This window comes from Adhaeribacter soli, from assembly GCF_008727925.1.
Lineage (GTDB): Bacteria > Bacteroidota > Bacteroidia > Cytophagales > Hymenobacteraceae > Adhaeribacter_A > Adhaeribacter_A soli.
Genome location: NZ_VTWT01000013.1, coordinates 73,820 through 87,713, shown reverse-complemented (window position 1 = coordinate 87,713; position 13,894 = coordinate 73,820). Strand labels below are relative to the sequence as shown.

The 13,894-nt window shown below is 45.6% G+C and carries 11 protein-coding genes; 3 read left to right on the top strand and 8 right to left on the bottom strand.

Annotated elements, in window-relative coordinates; all coding sequences use genetic code 11:
* Position 1: 1 nt before the first annotated feature.
* Positions 2–1,402: a sugar transferase gene (locus F0P94_RS18405; protein ID WP_225307286.1), complete on the top strand. Its 1,401-nt coding sequence runs from the start codon at positions 2–4 to the stop codon at positions 1,400–1,402.
* 149 nt (positions 1,403–1,551) lie between these two features.
* The gene (locus F0P94_RS18400; protein ID WP_150905817.1) at positions 1,552–2,145 is read left to right on the top strand and encodes a riboflavin synthase; all 594 of its coding nucleotides are present in this window, start codon (positions 1,552–1,554) and stop codon (positions 2,143–2,145) included.
* 346 nt (positions 2,146–2,491) lie between these two features.
* Here F0P94_RS18400 and F0P94_RS18395 read toward each other — a convergent pair whose 3' ends face one another.
* The 7 genes from F0P94_RS18395 to F0P94_RS18365 all read right to left on the bottom strand — a co-directional run bounded on the left by F0P94_RS18395 (position 2,492) and on the right by F0P94_RS18365 (position 9,623).
* Entirely contained in the window at positions 2,492–2,758 is a 267-nt protein-coding gene (locus F0P94_RS18395) for a hypothetical protein (RefSeq protein ID WP_150905815.1), read from the bottom strand.
* A 92-nt stretch (positions 2,759–2,850) separates the two neighbouring features.
* On the bottom strand, positions 2,851–3,831 hold the full coding sequence (locus F0P94_RS18390) for a DUF4249 family protein (protein ID WP_191907100.1): 981 nt from the start codon (positions 3,829–3,831) through the stop codon (positions 2,851–2,853).
* A gap of 224 nt (positions 3,832–4,055) precedes the next feature.
* Entirely contained in the window at positions 4,056–6,422 is a 2,367-nt protein-coding gene (locus F0P94_RS18385) for a TonB-dependent receptor (protein WP_225307285.1), read from the bottom strand.
* A 49-nt stretch (positions 6,423–6,471) separates the two neighbouring features.
* Positions 6,472–7,044 (bottom strand): phosphatase PAP2 family protein, encoded by a 573-nt coding sequence (locus F0P94_RS18380; protein WP_150905813.1) that lies wholly within the window; start codon positions 7,042–7,044, stop codon positions 6,472–6,474.
* A gap of 180 nt (positions 7,045–7,224) precedes the next feature.
* A complete protein-coding gene (locus F0P94_RS18375; RefSeq protein WP_150905811.1) occupies positions 7,225–7,923 on the bottom strand; it encodes a hemerythrin domain-containing protein in 699 nt (232 codons plus the stop codon).
* Positions 7,924–8,027: 104 nt separating this feature from the next.
* On the bottom strand, positions 8,028–8,924 hold the full coding sequence (hemF, locus tag F0P94_RS18370; protein ID WP_150905809.1) for an oxygen-dependent coproporphyrinogen oxidase: 897 nt from the start codon (positions 8,922–8,924) through the stop codon (positions 8,028–8,030).
* A gap of 504 nt (positions 8,925–9,428) precedes the next feature.
* Positions 9,429–9,623 carry a hypothetical protein gene (locus tag F0P94_RS18365; RefSeq protein ID WP_150905807.1) on the bottom strand — a complete coding sequence of 65 codons (195 nt, stop codon included), beginning with the start codon at positions 9,621–9,623 and terminating at the stop codon, positions 9,429–9,431.
* Positions 9,624–9,769: 146 nt separating this feature from the next.
* Here F0P94_RS18365 and F0P94_RS18360 point away from each other — a divergent pair, with 146 nt between their 5' ends.
* On the top strand, positions 9,770–11,851 hold the full coding sequence (locus F0P94_RS18360; protein WP_150905805.1) for an alpha-ketoacid dehydrogenase subunit alpha/beta: 2,082 nt from the start codon (positions 9,770–9,772) through the stop codon (positions 11,849–11,851).
* A gap of 330 nt (positions 11,852–12,181) precedes the next feature.
* Here F0P94_RS18360 and F0P94_RS18355 read toward each other — a convergent pair whose 3' ends face one another.
* Positions 12,182–13,642 (bottom strand): T9SS type A sorting domain-containing protein, encoded by a 1,461-nt coding sequence (locus F0P94_RS18355; protein ID WP_150905803.1) that lies wholly within the window; start codon positions 13,640–13,642, stop codon positions 12,182–12,184.
* Between the last annotated feature and the right edge of the window lie 252 nt (positions 13,643–13,894).

Sequence of the window (13,894 nt, the reverse complement as noted above, 5' to 3'; positions counted from 1 at the left end):
CTTGACGCGGAATTATCAGAAAATAAAACTTATTCTTGCAGATTACCTGGCTGCCATGGTGGCCTGGATCGTTTTTTACGTGCTGCGTAAATACATCCTGCACGAAATGAATGAAGGGATCTCCTTCTTTCTGCTGGGCAGCGCCATCATGATCGCCACTTTCTGGCTTATTTTGTATACGCTTATCGGGCAATACCGCGATATCTTTCGCAAATCGCGGGTAAAAGAGATTTCCAATTTAGCCCAGGTTTCCTTTTTAGGCGGCATTATCATTTTCTTCGGCCTTTTGCTCGACGATGAAGGAATCGATAATTACCGGCTTTATTACAAAACCATTTCCACCTATTTCCTGCTTCATTTCCTCATTTCGGCCGTTTTCCGGACTATTGTGGTATCGAGCATTCAGAAACTGGTAATTAAACGGCACATCTCTTTTAATACCTTAATTGTTGGTTCTAATTCCAACGCCAAAGAGGTTTTCTGGGAACTGGAAAGAAACAACCGGCATTTGGGGCTCAATATTTTAGGCTTTCTGCAGGTTTTTCAGGCCATGGATACCGCCTTTGTAAAAGATCTGAAGAATCTGGGATATTACTACAAACTGCCCGAACTCATCCGGGAGCATAATATCGAGGAAGTAGTAATAGCCATCGAGCCTTCCGAGCATAAAAAGATAGAAGAAATTCTGGGCCTGATGGAAGGCTACAACGTGCGCATCAGCATACTGCCGGATTTGTACCAGATCTTGCTGGGGTCGGTGAAAGTTAACCACCTGTTCGGCACGCCGCTCATCGAGATCAAGCAGAACCTGATGCCGGTATGGCAGGAAGTGATGAAACGGATCATCGATGTGGTGGCTTCCTGCCTGTTCTTATTGATCTTTTTCCCGGTTTATGCCATGATCGCGGTTATGGTGAAACTCTCCAGTCCGGGGCCGATTTTTTACAAGCAGGAACGGATCGGCAAAGGAGGGAAACCTTTTTATATTTATAAATTCCGGAGCATGTTCATCGATGCGGAGAAAATGGGCCCATCGCTTTCTTCCGATTATGACCCGCGAATTACCAGCTGGGGCCGTTTTATGCGGAAAGTACGTCTGGATGAATTGCCGCAATTCTGGAACGTGATCATTGGGGATATGAGTCTGGTAGGGCCGCGCCCGGAAAGGCAGTTCTTCATCGACCAGATCGTAAAAATTGCGCCGCATTACAAACACCTGCACCGCGTACGTCCGGGCATTACTTCTTTGGGCCAGGTAAAATACGGCTATGCTTCCAGCGTAGACGAAATGGTGCGCCGCCTCAAATTCGACATTCTCTACATCGAAAACATGAGTCTCGCTATGGATTTCCGGGTAATGCTCTACACTGTAAAAATTATCATTGAGGGAAGGGGAAAGTAGTTAAATTTGGAGATTTGGAAATTTGAAGATGGATTCAGGAATGTTCTTCAAAGTCAAAATTCAATCTAAATTGAATAATTAATTTAGGTACTAAATCCATCTGATCCCATTTTCAAATTTCCAAATCTTCAAATTTTAAAATTAAGATTATGTTCACCGGAATAATAGAAGGATTAGGTACCATTAGAAATATCCGCGAGGAGGGAACGAACAAGCATTTTACCTTAACGGCTCCTTTTGTGCAGGAATTAAAGATCGACCAGAGCGTGGCGCACAACGGGGTTTGCCTGACGGTGGTGGCTATTTCCGGCGATGAATATACCGTTACGGCCATTGATGAAACGTTGCAGAAAACGAACCTGGGTTTCTGGAAGGAAAATGATACCGTTAACCTGGAACGTTGCATGCCCGCTTCCGGCCGTTTCGACGGGCACATCGTGCAGGGGCACGTAGACCAGACTGCCGTTTGTAAAAGCATTGAGAACGCCAATGGCAGCTGGATCTTTACGTTTGAATATGAGGCTTCTCAGGGAAATATTACGGTAGAAAAAGGTTCGGTTTGCGTGAACGGCATCAGCTTAACCGTGGTGAATTCCCGGGAAAACGCTTTCTCCGTAGCCATCATTCCATACACTTTCGAGCACACAAATCTGAAAAACCTGAAAGTTGGCGATACGGTTAACCTTGAATTTGATATTATAGGGAAGTACATTGCCCGGATTCTGGGAAACCGGAATTCCTGAAAACAAAAAGAGCTGCCTCATTGAGCAGCTCTTTTTGTTTAAAAGCTATTTTATAAATACAGCTGCAATCAAAAATAATAAACCTGTCATCGTGCCTGCCCGGGAGCATTCCGGGGAGCGGCAGCGAAGAACCTTGTCTGCCTACAGCAGTAAAGCCTAAAATATCAGTTATGCTTCACGCCGACGAGTTGTTTCACTAACGCTCACCATGACACTCTTTCATAAGACTACATTCATTTTAAGACAGCATCTGGCTAAAAAATGGAGGTAGCAGTTTCAAAATTCAGGATATCTCTTGCCGTTGACTTCAGTCAACGGAATTGCTGCATTTTCAATTGACTGACATTTAATCCCGGTTTACAATTTTGCTGAAGGTGGTCTTAGGATCGAGCAGCACGGCTAACTTTTTTTCTTCCAGCTCCCGGAAAAAGTCCTCCCAGGAAATTTCTTCAAACGAATCGTTGCTGTCGCTTTTTTTCGGGAAGTGAATGCGTAGCACACCTTCGCCTTTGCCGTCGTTTTCCGTACCCTTTATAATGGCCGGTACGCCACCGTGCTTTTCAGCCCATTCCTTTATTTCTTTCTGATCGGTAGATTTCTTTGCTTCGCTCATGGTTTCCGGATTTACGTTTGGAAATAAAACCGGACCGGCTGAAAAATGTTAGGGTTTTGCGCTTAAAAAGTAACGAGATTAAAACCCCAGCCTTATTTTGGAACAACGAACCGGTGGTAGGTAACCCCGTAACCGCCCCAGATCCCCAGGCCGCCTTTGATATTGCTTTGAATGGAAACCGGCGCACCGAATGGATTTCCCCGGCTGTTAAAATCGTTTTCCAGGCTGAACCAGAAATTAAAATGCGGCACATCGATGGCACACCATTTCACCGTAATGGTATCGCCTTTCCGGAAATAGCCGTAGGTTTCAAAATCCGGTTCGCGGCCTTTGGACTGTCCCCGGGCCAAAGGGAAATCGATGTAAGGCTGGCCGTTTATGAGTTCGTCGTTAAAAATGGAGCTGTAATACCCCGGATAAAAAGCTTCCTGATTTCGTTTGGTAAAGTAGCGCACCGAATTACCAACCGTATCCGGGTCGCGGTAGCGGTACCAGAGCATGACCAGGGAATCCTTCTTAGGATCGGCGTGTGGTTTCACCCAAAGCGAATCGATCGGCAGCAGGTGCGGAATGCTGGTGTTTGCCGTTAAGGTCTGTCCTTCGGCCTGAACGCGGAGCTTGTAATTTTTACCGGTTTGGCCAAGCAGTTGCAGATTCGTATAGAAATAAAAGGTAAAAGGAAGCCGGCCGGTTTCGGTATTCGGTTGCAGACCGTATTGTTCCGCGATCAGCTTCGAAAGTTCCGGCGTAAGCATATTCGAATTCACTTCCTGCAGTTGGTATTCGGCAGCGCCATCCGAAACAAAAACTTCGGCATTGTGTACAAAAGCAGCCTCAATATCTTTGGGGCTGTAACCACTAAAAATCGGCACACTACGCGTAAGCACCACCACCGGGGGCGCATCCTGCTCGATATGGCCTTCCACCACAATTTTAGCTACACCTTCCGGCAATTCCAGCGTCAGATCCTTCTCACAACCCCACAGAAACGGTAGCAAAACCACCATAAAAACCCCGGAAACCCGTTCCTTCCGAAGTTTTAATAAGAGTTTACTAAAAAATATATTAACCATTAATCATTATTCATTAACCATTATTTACTAGAAGCTATCTCAAAGCCCTGTCATCCTGAGCGCCAGCGAAGGACCTCATTGGCCAACAGCAGCTTAGCCAGAAATATCGGTATTGCTGAACGCCGACAAGTTGTTTCGCTATCGCTCAACATGACATCCCTTTTTGAAATCGTTACCAATCATTAATCATTATTTACTAATCATTATTCACTAATCACTAATCACTAAAAAGTAAAGTTCCACGTAACCGAAGGAATAGGGAAAGGAAAGATGCTTACTTTTTTGGCCTGCAGCTTTACCGTATTGTCGTATGGATTGCCTTCGGTGTCGATGTAATAAAAGAACGGGTTCTGCCGGGCATACACGTTGTAAATGGCAAAGGTCCAGCTCGATTGCAGCTTCCGGTTCGTATTTTTCCGGTACGTCGCCGAAAGGTCCAATCTGTGAATGGCTTCCATTCGGAAATCGTTGCGTTTGCCGTACTGGTAGGTTACCACGCCTTCAATTACGTAGCGCCGAACCGGTACGGTAAGGGGTTGCCCGCTGGCATACACCCAGGTTCCGCCCACGGTCCATTTTTCGTTTACTTTATAAGAAGCCACTGCCGAGAAATCGTGCCGCCGGTCGAAACGCGCAGGGAAAGCCAGGCCTTGGTTCAGGTTCGGGAACTTGCGGTTGGCGTAGGAAAGCGTGTAGCCCAGCCAGCCCTGCAGGTCGCCGAAGTTTTTCCGGAGAAAAAGCTCCAAGCCGTAAGCCTCGCCGTCGCCGGTCACGAATTCGTATTCTAGGTCTTTGTTGCTCGGGCCGGGGGCGTAACCTTCGCGGTATTCCAGCTGGTTTTCCAGGTCTTTGTAATACACTTCCGCCGAAGCTTCGTAATTATTTTCCCGGAAATTGCGGAAGTAACCAACCGAATATTGGGTAGCTTTTTGCGGCGGCAGCAATACCGAAGAAGGTACCCAGATATCGAGCGGTAGCGAAGTGAACGAGTTGGAAACAAGGTGCAGATACTGAGCATTCCGCGCAAACCCGGCTTTCACCGAAGATTCTTTGCTAAACGCGTAACGGAGCGACAAGCGCGGTTCAGCCAGAGCAAAATCCTTCACTTTTTGGCCCGTTTTATATACCGTTGAATCGGAAATCCCACCTTTAGCATTGAACTGGTAGCACGTAAACGGGCCGGTTTGCCGGAAAAAGCTTCCCCGCAGCCCGGCCGCCACTTCCAGGTCTTCCGTTACCGACCAGTTGTAATTTAAATATGCGGCTGCTTCGTGGCTGAATTTATCTTTTACCCGGCTGGTGGAAATGTCTAACCCATCGGAAGTTTTGGCCTGGCCGGTTCGGGGCGTGAGAATGTGGTAGGTGTAGAGGGCGCCCACTTGCAGCCGGTGGCGCGGGTTTGGTTCGAAGTTCAGGTCGGTTTTGGCGCTGTAATCCTGCACACCGGTTAAAAGCTGGGAAGTAAAGGCATCGAATTCCGAATCGAAATTGAATTTATAGCCGCTGTACAAACCCGCCACGTTCAGGAAAACCTTGTCGCTGAAAATATGGTTCCACCGAGCCGAAGCTGCCGTGTTTCCCCAATCGAATTGCGCTTTGAAAGTACCTGCCGATAAGGAAAATTCTCCCACATCCCGCCCGTAATACCCGTTCAGGAACAAGCGGTCTTTTTTGGAAAGGTTGATGTTTACGTTCCCGTTCAGGTCGTAGAAGTAATAAGGCACGCCGCCTTGCTCAGTATTTTTCAGGAAAGGCGAAGCAACCTGATCGATATACGTCCGGCGGCCGGAAACCAGAAAAGACGCTTTTTCTTTCGCAATCGGTCCTTCGAGCGTAAACCGCGAAGCAATTAACCCGATACCGCCGGTACCGCGAAGGGAATCCGGATTGCCATTTTTAGCCTCCACGGCCAACACCGAAGAAAGCCGGCCGCCGTACTGGGCCGGCATGTTGCCTTTTATGAGAGAAATATTCTGAACCGCATCGCTGTTGAAGACCGAAAAGAAATTCATCAGGTGGCCCGGGTTGTAAATAACGGCATCGTCGAGCAAGACCAGGTTCTGATCGGAACCGCCGCCGCGCACGTAAAAACCGGTATTCCCTTCTCCACCCGATTTCACGCCCGGAAGTAATTGCAGCGATTTAATAATATCGGTTTCCCCGAAGAGCACCGGCAGCATTTTTATCTGTTCAATGGGCAGGATAATTTCCCCCATCTGGGTACTCCGCACGTTTTCGTTCGTCCGTTTGGCGGTAACTTCCACTTCCGAAATACTGGCTGCTTCGGGTAATAAACGGAAATTCTGGGTTTGGTCTGAAGAGATTTCAATGCTTTTTTCCTGCCGGGTATAACCCAGGTACTGCACCACAACGGTATGTTTTCCGGCCGGAAAAGAGAGCTGGTACATTCCCTTGTCATTCGCCATGGTGCCGGCTTTCGGATTGGCTTTGGGAAAAACGGTGGAGCCGGGCAGGCTTTCTCCGGTTTCGGCATCGCGGATAAGGCCGCTTAAGGTAAAAGTTGCCTGAGCCAGACTTTGGCCGGAAAACAGTAGGCAGAAGGCCCCAAAAAGTAGAAGATGCTTCAGCACCGGTTAGCGGGTTAGTGTTTTTTTCAGCGTAATACTCCGGATACGGAAATTACTTTCTGAAGTAAGGAAAACGCTCCATCCGGAAATATAGTATGGAAACCAGCCAGCCTAAAAGCACCCCCAGCAAACCGCCGCCAACAATATCGGCGGGGAAATGTACGCCCATGTAAATGCGGCTGTACGAAACCAGGAAGGCCCACAGGAAAAGTAAAAGCTTGAATTTCAGGTAGCGGGGCGGCAGGATTATGGTCAGGAAAGCAGCCAGTACAAAGGTATTGGCCGCGTGCGACGATAGAAAACCGAACTGACCGCCGCAACCCTTCACAATATTGACCACTTCCGAAAACTGGGGATCGTGGCAGGGGCGAAGACGGCCAAAATAAGGCTTGAACAAGCCGGAGGAAATGGAATCGGCCAGGGCAACGGCTAATACCAGCATCAGGATCATTAAAACGCCCCGGCGCCGGTACTGGTAGATCAGGTAAACGATCAAACCCAGGTAAGCCGGCACCCAGAAGTACTTATCCGAAAGCGCGATCATGACCGGGTCGAGCCAGGCGTGGTGCTGCCCGTTCAGGTAAATAAACAGCTCGTGGTCGAGCTGGCGTAACGTTTGGAGCAAAAAATCAGATTTAAAATTGCGTAAGAAAAGAATTCTGAAACTTTGATTTCGTTAAATTCTCAGGACAAAAATAGAACAAATATTCGCTTTTCTAAAGAACTCGATAAACAGATCAGCTCCTGCCTGTTTGCGCTGTATTTTAGTTAAGAGGTAAACTTTAAGAGTTCAAAAGCAAAAGGGCTATTGTGCGCCAAAAGTAAATTTAGCCAGGTCATAAATATTCAGCTGCTTTTCAATTTCCGATACTCTATTCACCATGGTTTCAAATCCATCTTCCCCAAAAAGCTGATGCTCCTTTTTTTCAAAATCTTCGCCTAAAGCACTGTACTCATGGGAAGAAACGATCTTTTTTAAAGCAGGAAATAAAACGGTATCTTCTCTGGCTTCATGCGGTCGGTACATGACCACAAAACCATTCAGAAGCTGGATCAGCTTTTTCGCGTCTGTTGCTGTAAGGGTTTTTGCTTTCGAGAGGTTAAGGATCTGATCGGTCAGAATCCTTCCGGCTTTGTGCTGATCTTTTAAAACTGAAACCAGATCGGTCAAATTACCGGCTTTCTCGAAACGGGGAAAAAGAAAATCTTCTTCCAGTTTTTCATGATAATCTTCTACAAACCTGCGGATAATAGTAGCGCTTTGCAGCAAAGGGGCCAAAGAAAGATCCGCATTTTGCCCCAGTTGGGTTTTATAATGATCGTAGATCAGCAGAATCCGGTTCAAAACGCCGTGTTCCCGCATCAGATCTTCAGCCGGAGAAATTTCTTCTTCTTCTTCGGATTTTTCTGTGCAGCCGGAAAGGAAACCTACTCCCGCAATACCAGCGAAGGTGCCGTAAGCGCTTTTTTTTAGAAAGTCACGTCTGTTGTGGATATTTTTCATTTAAACCCGCATGAAGTTGTACAATTCTGTTTCTGTACAACTTCCTGCAGGAAGATAATGTTTTACTAACCTGAATGAATTACGAACGCGGCAATTACCGTGAATTAAAAAATGTTTAGCCAGTCAATATCCTTCTTCAGCAATGACTGGGTTTCGGCTTCCCGGCTACCCGGATCCGGCTGAAAATTATATTCCCAGGAAGCCAGCGTTGGCAAGCTCATCAGGATGCTTTCGATACGTCCGGAAGTTTCCAGCCCGAATTTCGTGCCCCGGTCTATGGCCAGGTTGAACTCCACGTAACGGCCGCGGCGCAAGAGGTGCCATTGCTTATGCTTCTCAGTATAAGGCAGATCGCGGTTCTTATTTACAATACTGGTATAAGTAGGCGCGAAGGTATAAGCCAGGTCCTTTACAAAGTTGAAACGGTCTTCTATCGTGAAGTTTTCGTTCGCCATCATCCGGTCGAAGAAGACGCCGCCGATGCCGCGGGTTTCCTGGCGATGCGTAATGTAGAAGTATTCGTCGGCCCACTTCTTGAATTCCGGGTAATAGCTGGCGTGGTGCCGGTCGCAAACGTTTTTTAGTTGCTGGTGAAAGAACCGGGCCTGGGTTTTGTCTACATAAATAGGCGTGAGGTCTATGCCGCCGCCAAACCACGCATCGCCGTTGCCGGCTTCGAAGTACCGAACATTCATGTGCGTAATAGGCACCATCGGGTTCTCCGGGTGCAGCACTACCGATACGCCGGTGGCAAAATAATTGGGGTCGGGCAGCAGCAGCGATTTGGCAACTTTCTCCGGCAAAGAACCGGTAACCGCCGAAAAATTTACGCCGCCTTTTTCCAGCACGTTACCATTCTGGATCACGCGGGTACGGCCGCCGCCGCCGGTATGGTGTTGCCACGGGTCTTCGTGAAACCGCGCGCGGCCGTCACATTCTTCCAGGGCCTGACAAAGATCGTCCTGGAACTGACGCATAAATTTTTCGACTTGTTCTCTCATTTCTAAAGATAAAATGGTAGTAAAATGCGCTGCAAAAGTATTCAATTATAACCGGCTTTCCGAAGTGTTGTATCTTGTTTCGAATCCTTGCAGGAAATTTGCCGGTAGAATTTAGAGATCTGGAAGGTGAGTTCCTGAAGTAAGAGAAAAGATATTGGTAGCTGGATATTAGTGTTTTGACTGAAAATATATAAGGGTTTGTGATTCAGTAGTTTATATAATCGTGCTCTCCATCAAATGATGCGGTTTTTTTAGCTTGCAACTTAGTAACTGACCTTACGCAAGTTTTTTGAGGTCCCCCTTTGGAGGGGGTAGGGGGAGGATTTTTACTTTATTTGATCTTCTTAAAAATCAGATAATTCTCCTGTCCTCCCCCTAACCCCTCCAAAGGGGGACTTTTCTCCTGCTTGCATAGTGCCAGTTAGTAATTGGTTTACACAAAAAAACCTTTAACGTTTTTGGTTAAAGGCCGGTAAATGCACTTCGAAAAATTTCGGAAAACCTTTATTGCATGGTTTCCACCCGCTGGTTTATGCGGTCTATATAAACGCTCAGGTCTTTCTTGGCTTCCTCATCGGCTCGGCGGTATAGGTAATTGAGCAACTGCAGCGCATCAATGCATTCTTCCTGGCTCAGCAGGGATATCTGGTTGAGCTTGTACCGGCTTATGGTTGCTTCGTTCAGTATTTTTTCTTTCATAGGTCAAAACCGTTGCCTGAATTTGTCAGAGGCTAAAGCGAATTACGGAATTTATGTTAGCAGGTTGAGGCAAGTTAAGCGGAGATTTTCCATTTTCAAAACCGGGCGAAAAAAGCTATTTTTGTGCTGTATCAAGCCAATGACCTATGTTGAATGAAGTTGCCTCTGCCGAAAAAGTTGCTGTTTCGGTTATGCTGAAAGCCTATAAGCTGATGCTTACGGCTAAAACCATGGCCGACACCTACGAAGAGAATAAAACCGTCTGCAGCAAATACGTGCACAGCACTTCCCGCGGCCATGAAGCCATTCAGCTGGCTACCGCTTTTCAGTTAAAACCTTACGATTTTGCCTCGCTTTATTACCGCGACGAATCCGTTTTATTAGGCATGGGCCTGACGCCTTACGAGCTCATGCTGCAGCTTATGGCCAAAGCCGACGACCCTTTTTCCGGCGGCCGCACCTATTACGGTCACCCAAGTTTGCGCCGCGAAGGATTCCCGGTAATTCCACACCAAAGCTCTGCCACGGGCATGCAGGCCATTCCGGCTACCGGCATGGCACACGCCATTTCCTACCTGGAAAGCCAGCACTTACGTAATTCTGAGGAAACGCCTTCGGTAGTGCTTTGTTCTTTAGGCGATGGTTCGGTTACGGAAGGAGAAGTGGCGGAAGCGTTCCAGATGGCGGTTTTAAAGAATCTGCCCATTGTATATTTAGTGCAGGACAATGATTGGGGGATTTCGGCCACCGGCAAGGAAATGCGCGCCATGGATGCCTACGAATACGCGGCCGGCTTTAAAGGCATGCAGCGCATGCGCGTAAACGGCTCCGATTTTATAAGTTCCTACGAAGGCATGGCGTTGGCTTTCCAGTACGTGCGCGAAGAACGCAAACCGATCCTGGTACACGCCAAATGTCCACTCTTAGGGCACCATACTTCCGGCGTGCGCCGCGAGTGGTACCGGGGCGACAATTTAGCCGAACACGCTTTAACCGACCCGATCCCGCAACTGGAAAAACACTTACTGGCTGCCGATATTTCCCAGAACCAACTGGAAGAAATTGCCGCCGAAGTAAAAGCCTACGTGCAGCAGCAATACGAAAAGGCCCTGGCTGCGCCAAACCCGGACCCAAGTACTTTCGATCAGCACGAATTTGCCCCAACACCGGTAACCGAAGAAAAAGGAAACCGAACCCCAGCCGGCGGTGAGAAAACCATTATGGTAGATGCGGCCCTGCACGCGGTTGACGATATTCTGAAAACCTACCCGGAAGCTTTGTTTTACGGCCAGGATGTGGGCGGTGAACTCGGCGGCGTATTCCGTGAAGCGGCATTGCTGGCTAAAAAATACGGCGACGAACGCGTTTTCAATACTCCGATCCAGGAAGCCTACATCGTTGGTTCAACAGCGGGCATGTCGGCGGTAGGAGCGAAGGCGATCGTGGAAATCCAGTTTGCCGATTATATCTGGCCGGGCATTAACCAGCTGGTGGAAGAACTTTCCAAATCCTGCTACCTTTCCATGGGTAAATTCCCGATCCAGTCGCTGATCCGGGTGCCGATCGGCGCGTATGGCGGCGGCGGACCGTACCATTCCGGTTCGGTGGAATCTACGTTGCTGAATATCCGCGGCATTAAAGTGGTGTACCCAAGCAACGCGGCCGATATGAAAGGTTTGATGAAAGCCGCTTTCCTGGATCCGAACCCGGTAGTAATGCTGGAGCACAAAGGCCTGTACTGGAGCAAAGTTGCCGGAACCGAAGATGCCAAAACCATTGAGCCGGATACCGATTACATCCTGCCTTTAGGCAAAGCCAACGTGGTGCAGCACGCTTCAGAAGAACAACTTCGCCTTGGCAATACGCTTACCGTAATTACTTACGGCATGGGTGTTTACTGGGCCAAAACCGCATCCAAACAGTTTGAAGGTTCCGTAGAAATTGTAGACTTAAGAACCCTGAACCCGCTGGACTTCGAAACGGTAGTAAATTCGGTTAAAAAACACGGCAAAGTACTGGTGCTTACCGAAGAACCGTTAATGAACTCCTTCGCCGAATCGCTGGCCGGCCGGATCTCCAAAGAATGTTTCCAGCAATTGGATGCACCGGTGTTTACCTTAGGAGCAGCCAATTTACCGGCCATCGCCCTGAACGTAGAGCTGGAAAAAATGATGCTGCCGAATCCGGATAAAGTAGCAGCCGCTTTTGATGAATTGCTGAATTACTAAGATCAGGTTTCCGGAGAAACAGTATCATTTTTGAGTAACAAGTAAAAGGCCAGCAGTAATTACTGCCGGCCTTTTACTTGTTATTAAGGATGGGGCTAAGCGGTGGCGAGGCTTTTGTTGTACTATCTGTCAAGTTACTATAAGTTTAATTAATGCCGAAAATTAATTAAGCTATGAACACCTCGCTTTGGAAACTCGTTGTTATTTACTGGTTTCTTTTTGCTTATCATAAAAATTCATTAATTAAACTTGCACATCTACTTGAACCTTAGCCACTTTTAGGTCGAGTAATATTTAAGGTTTAAAAGAATATTTATTTTTATTATTGTTCTATTTTATAATAATAAGTTTATTGCTTAAAGTGGTTTTTCCAGTTGGAGTTAGGAATCTATAATAATAGGTTCCTACTAACAAATCACTAATACAGAACTTTAATTTTTCAGTTTTGCCATCAATAGCAATCTGTTTGACTACTTGTCCCTTAGAGTTGTAAATTATTAGTTGTCCTTGATTCTCATTTTGAGGTAACTTACAATTAATTATGCCTTCACCAGTTGTAGGATTAGGAAATATTTGAAAGAAGCTTGATTCGTTTATTTTATTAATTCCTGTAATATAATTTATGGTAATAATATTTGTTGTGTCTTTACAACTGGTAGAATAACTGATTACAACCTTATAGCTACCGCTAGCTTTCGCAAAATATGTATTTGAGTTGGCTCCTGAAATTGTCGAATCATTTTTTAACCACTTATAATTGCTTCCTGCAAGATTGGTAGTAAGTTTTATGGAATCACCTTTATTAATTATGGTCGAGCCAATAGCTGTTAGAGTGGAAGTATTTTTCAATAATTCACAAATACCTATTTTAAAGAGTCCTGTACCCACTCCTGCATATAAAGTATCCCCATAAGCATATAATTTATTTATAGTTAGGTCCGTTAAACCATTATTTAATGAGTTCCAATTATTCCCATCATTGACAGAATAAAATACACCTCCGCCATTTGTTCCTGCAAAAATTAAATTGCCTACTACAAACGTGCTATTAATAGATGTATTAGTTAAACCATTAACTTGCTTTGTCCAATTATTTCCGTTATCATATGAAAAGTAAACCCCATCATAAGATGAAAATGAGCCCCCATTTTTTGTCCCGGCAATTATTATGGAATCATTTTTTATGGAGAGGGAATAAATGTCTTGCCAAGAACTACCAATCTTAATCCCATTACCACTTGGTGAAGACCAAGTTACCCCATCGTTATTTGAAGATTGAAAGTAACCGCTTCCTTGATATGCAGCAAATAGCAGGTTCTTTTTTACAGCAATATCAGTATTCTTACTAATCCAACTAGATGAAGCATCAAGCCAGCTGTTACCTGAAGTGTTTGAGTACCATATTCCTCTACCATTCATCCCAACTACATAATAAGCATTACTAATTACAACATTATTAGCTGCTTGATTTGTGTATATTGTAGAAAGTGATGCCCAAGTAGCTCCATCATCGTTTGACTTGTAAAGTTTCTCATAACTTGCAACAAGTAAAGTGTTGCCGTCTTTCGCAAACGATTTTGCGATTGTTGAAATACCTAATGAATTATTCCAGTTTTTTCCATTATTAGAACTATAACTTATACCAAAATTTGTCCCAACAATTAAGTTGTTATTACTCTTAAATATTGAGTTTACATTCTGGCTTAATCCAGCCAATTTAGTCCATTGCGCGAAAACAAAATGATTTTGTGCAGAGAAGAATACAATTAAAATTAAGGTTATTTTTTTCATTTGATTATTATTTTAGTTTCCTATTCGTATGGCTTTTCGGCGTCACCTCCTTGTTTTATAATAATGCTTTTCTTTATTTTTTGCTTTTAAAATTTGTTAAACTGGAAATGGCAAAAATAAATTTTATTCATGAGTACTTCTGCCCTTCATAATATTTTTTATAAGACCATCACTACCAAATAGACAGCATTACTGCGCTTATCTACATTATAGCTTCAGGTTTTTTCTGCTGATTAATAAATTCTATTGAGC

Excerpts from the sequence above, each read along its gene's own strand:
- F0P94_RS18360 (WP_150905805.1), top strand. The coding sequence starts at position 9,770 with ATGTTGAATGAAGTTGCCTCTGCCGAAAAAGTTGCTGTTTCGGTTATG.
- F0P94_RS18355 (WP_150905803.1), bottom strand. The coding sequence starts at position 13,642 with ATGAAAAAAATAACCTTAATTTTAATTGTATTCTTCTCTGCACAAAAT.
- F0P94_RS18400 (WP_150905817.1), top strand. The coding sequence starts at position 1,552 with ATGTTCACCGGAATAATAGAAGGATTAGGTACCATTAGAAATATCCGC.
- hemF (WP_150905809.1), bottom strand. The coding sequence starts at position 8,924 with ATGAGAGAACAAGTCGAAAAATTTATGCGTCAGTTCCAGGACGATCTT.
- F0P94_RS18390 (WP_191907100.1), bottom strand. The coding sequence starts at position 3,831 with ATGGTTAATATATTTTTTAGTAAACTCTTATTAAAACTTCGGAAGGAA.
- F0P94_RS18365 (WP_150905807.1), bottom strand. The coding sequence starts at position 9,623 with ATGAAAGAAAAAATACTGAACGAAGCAACCATAAGCCGGTACAAGCTC.
- F0P94_RS18395 (WP_150905815.1), bottom strand. The coding sequence starts at position 2,758 with ATGAGCGAAGCAAAGAAATCTACCGATCAGAAAGAAATAAAGGAATGG.
- F0P94_RS18375 (WP_150905811.1), bottom strand. The coding sequence starts at position 7,923 with ATGAAAAATATCCACAACAGACGTGACTTTCTAAAAAAAAGCGCTTAC.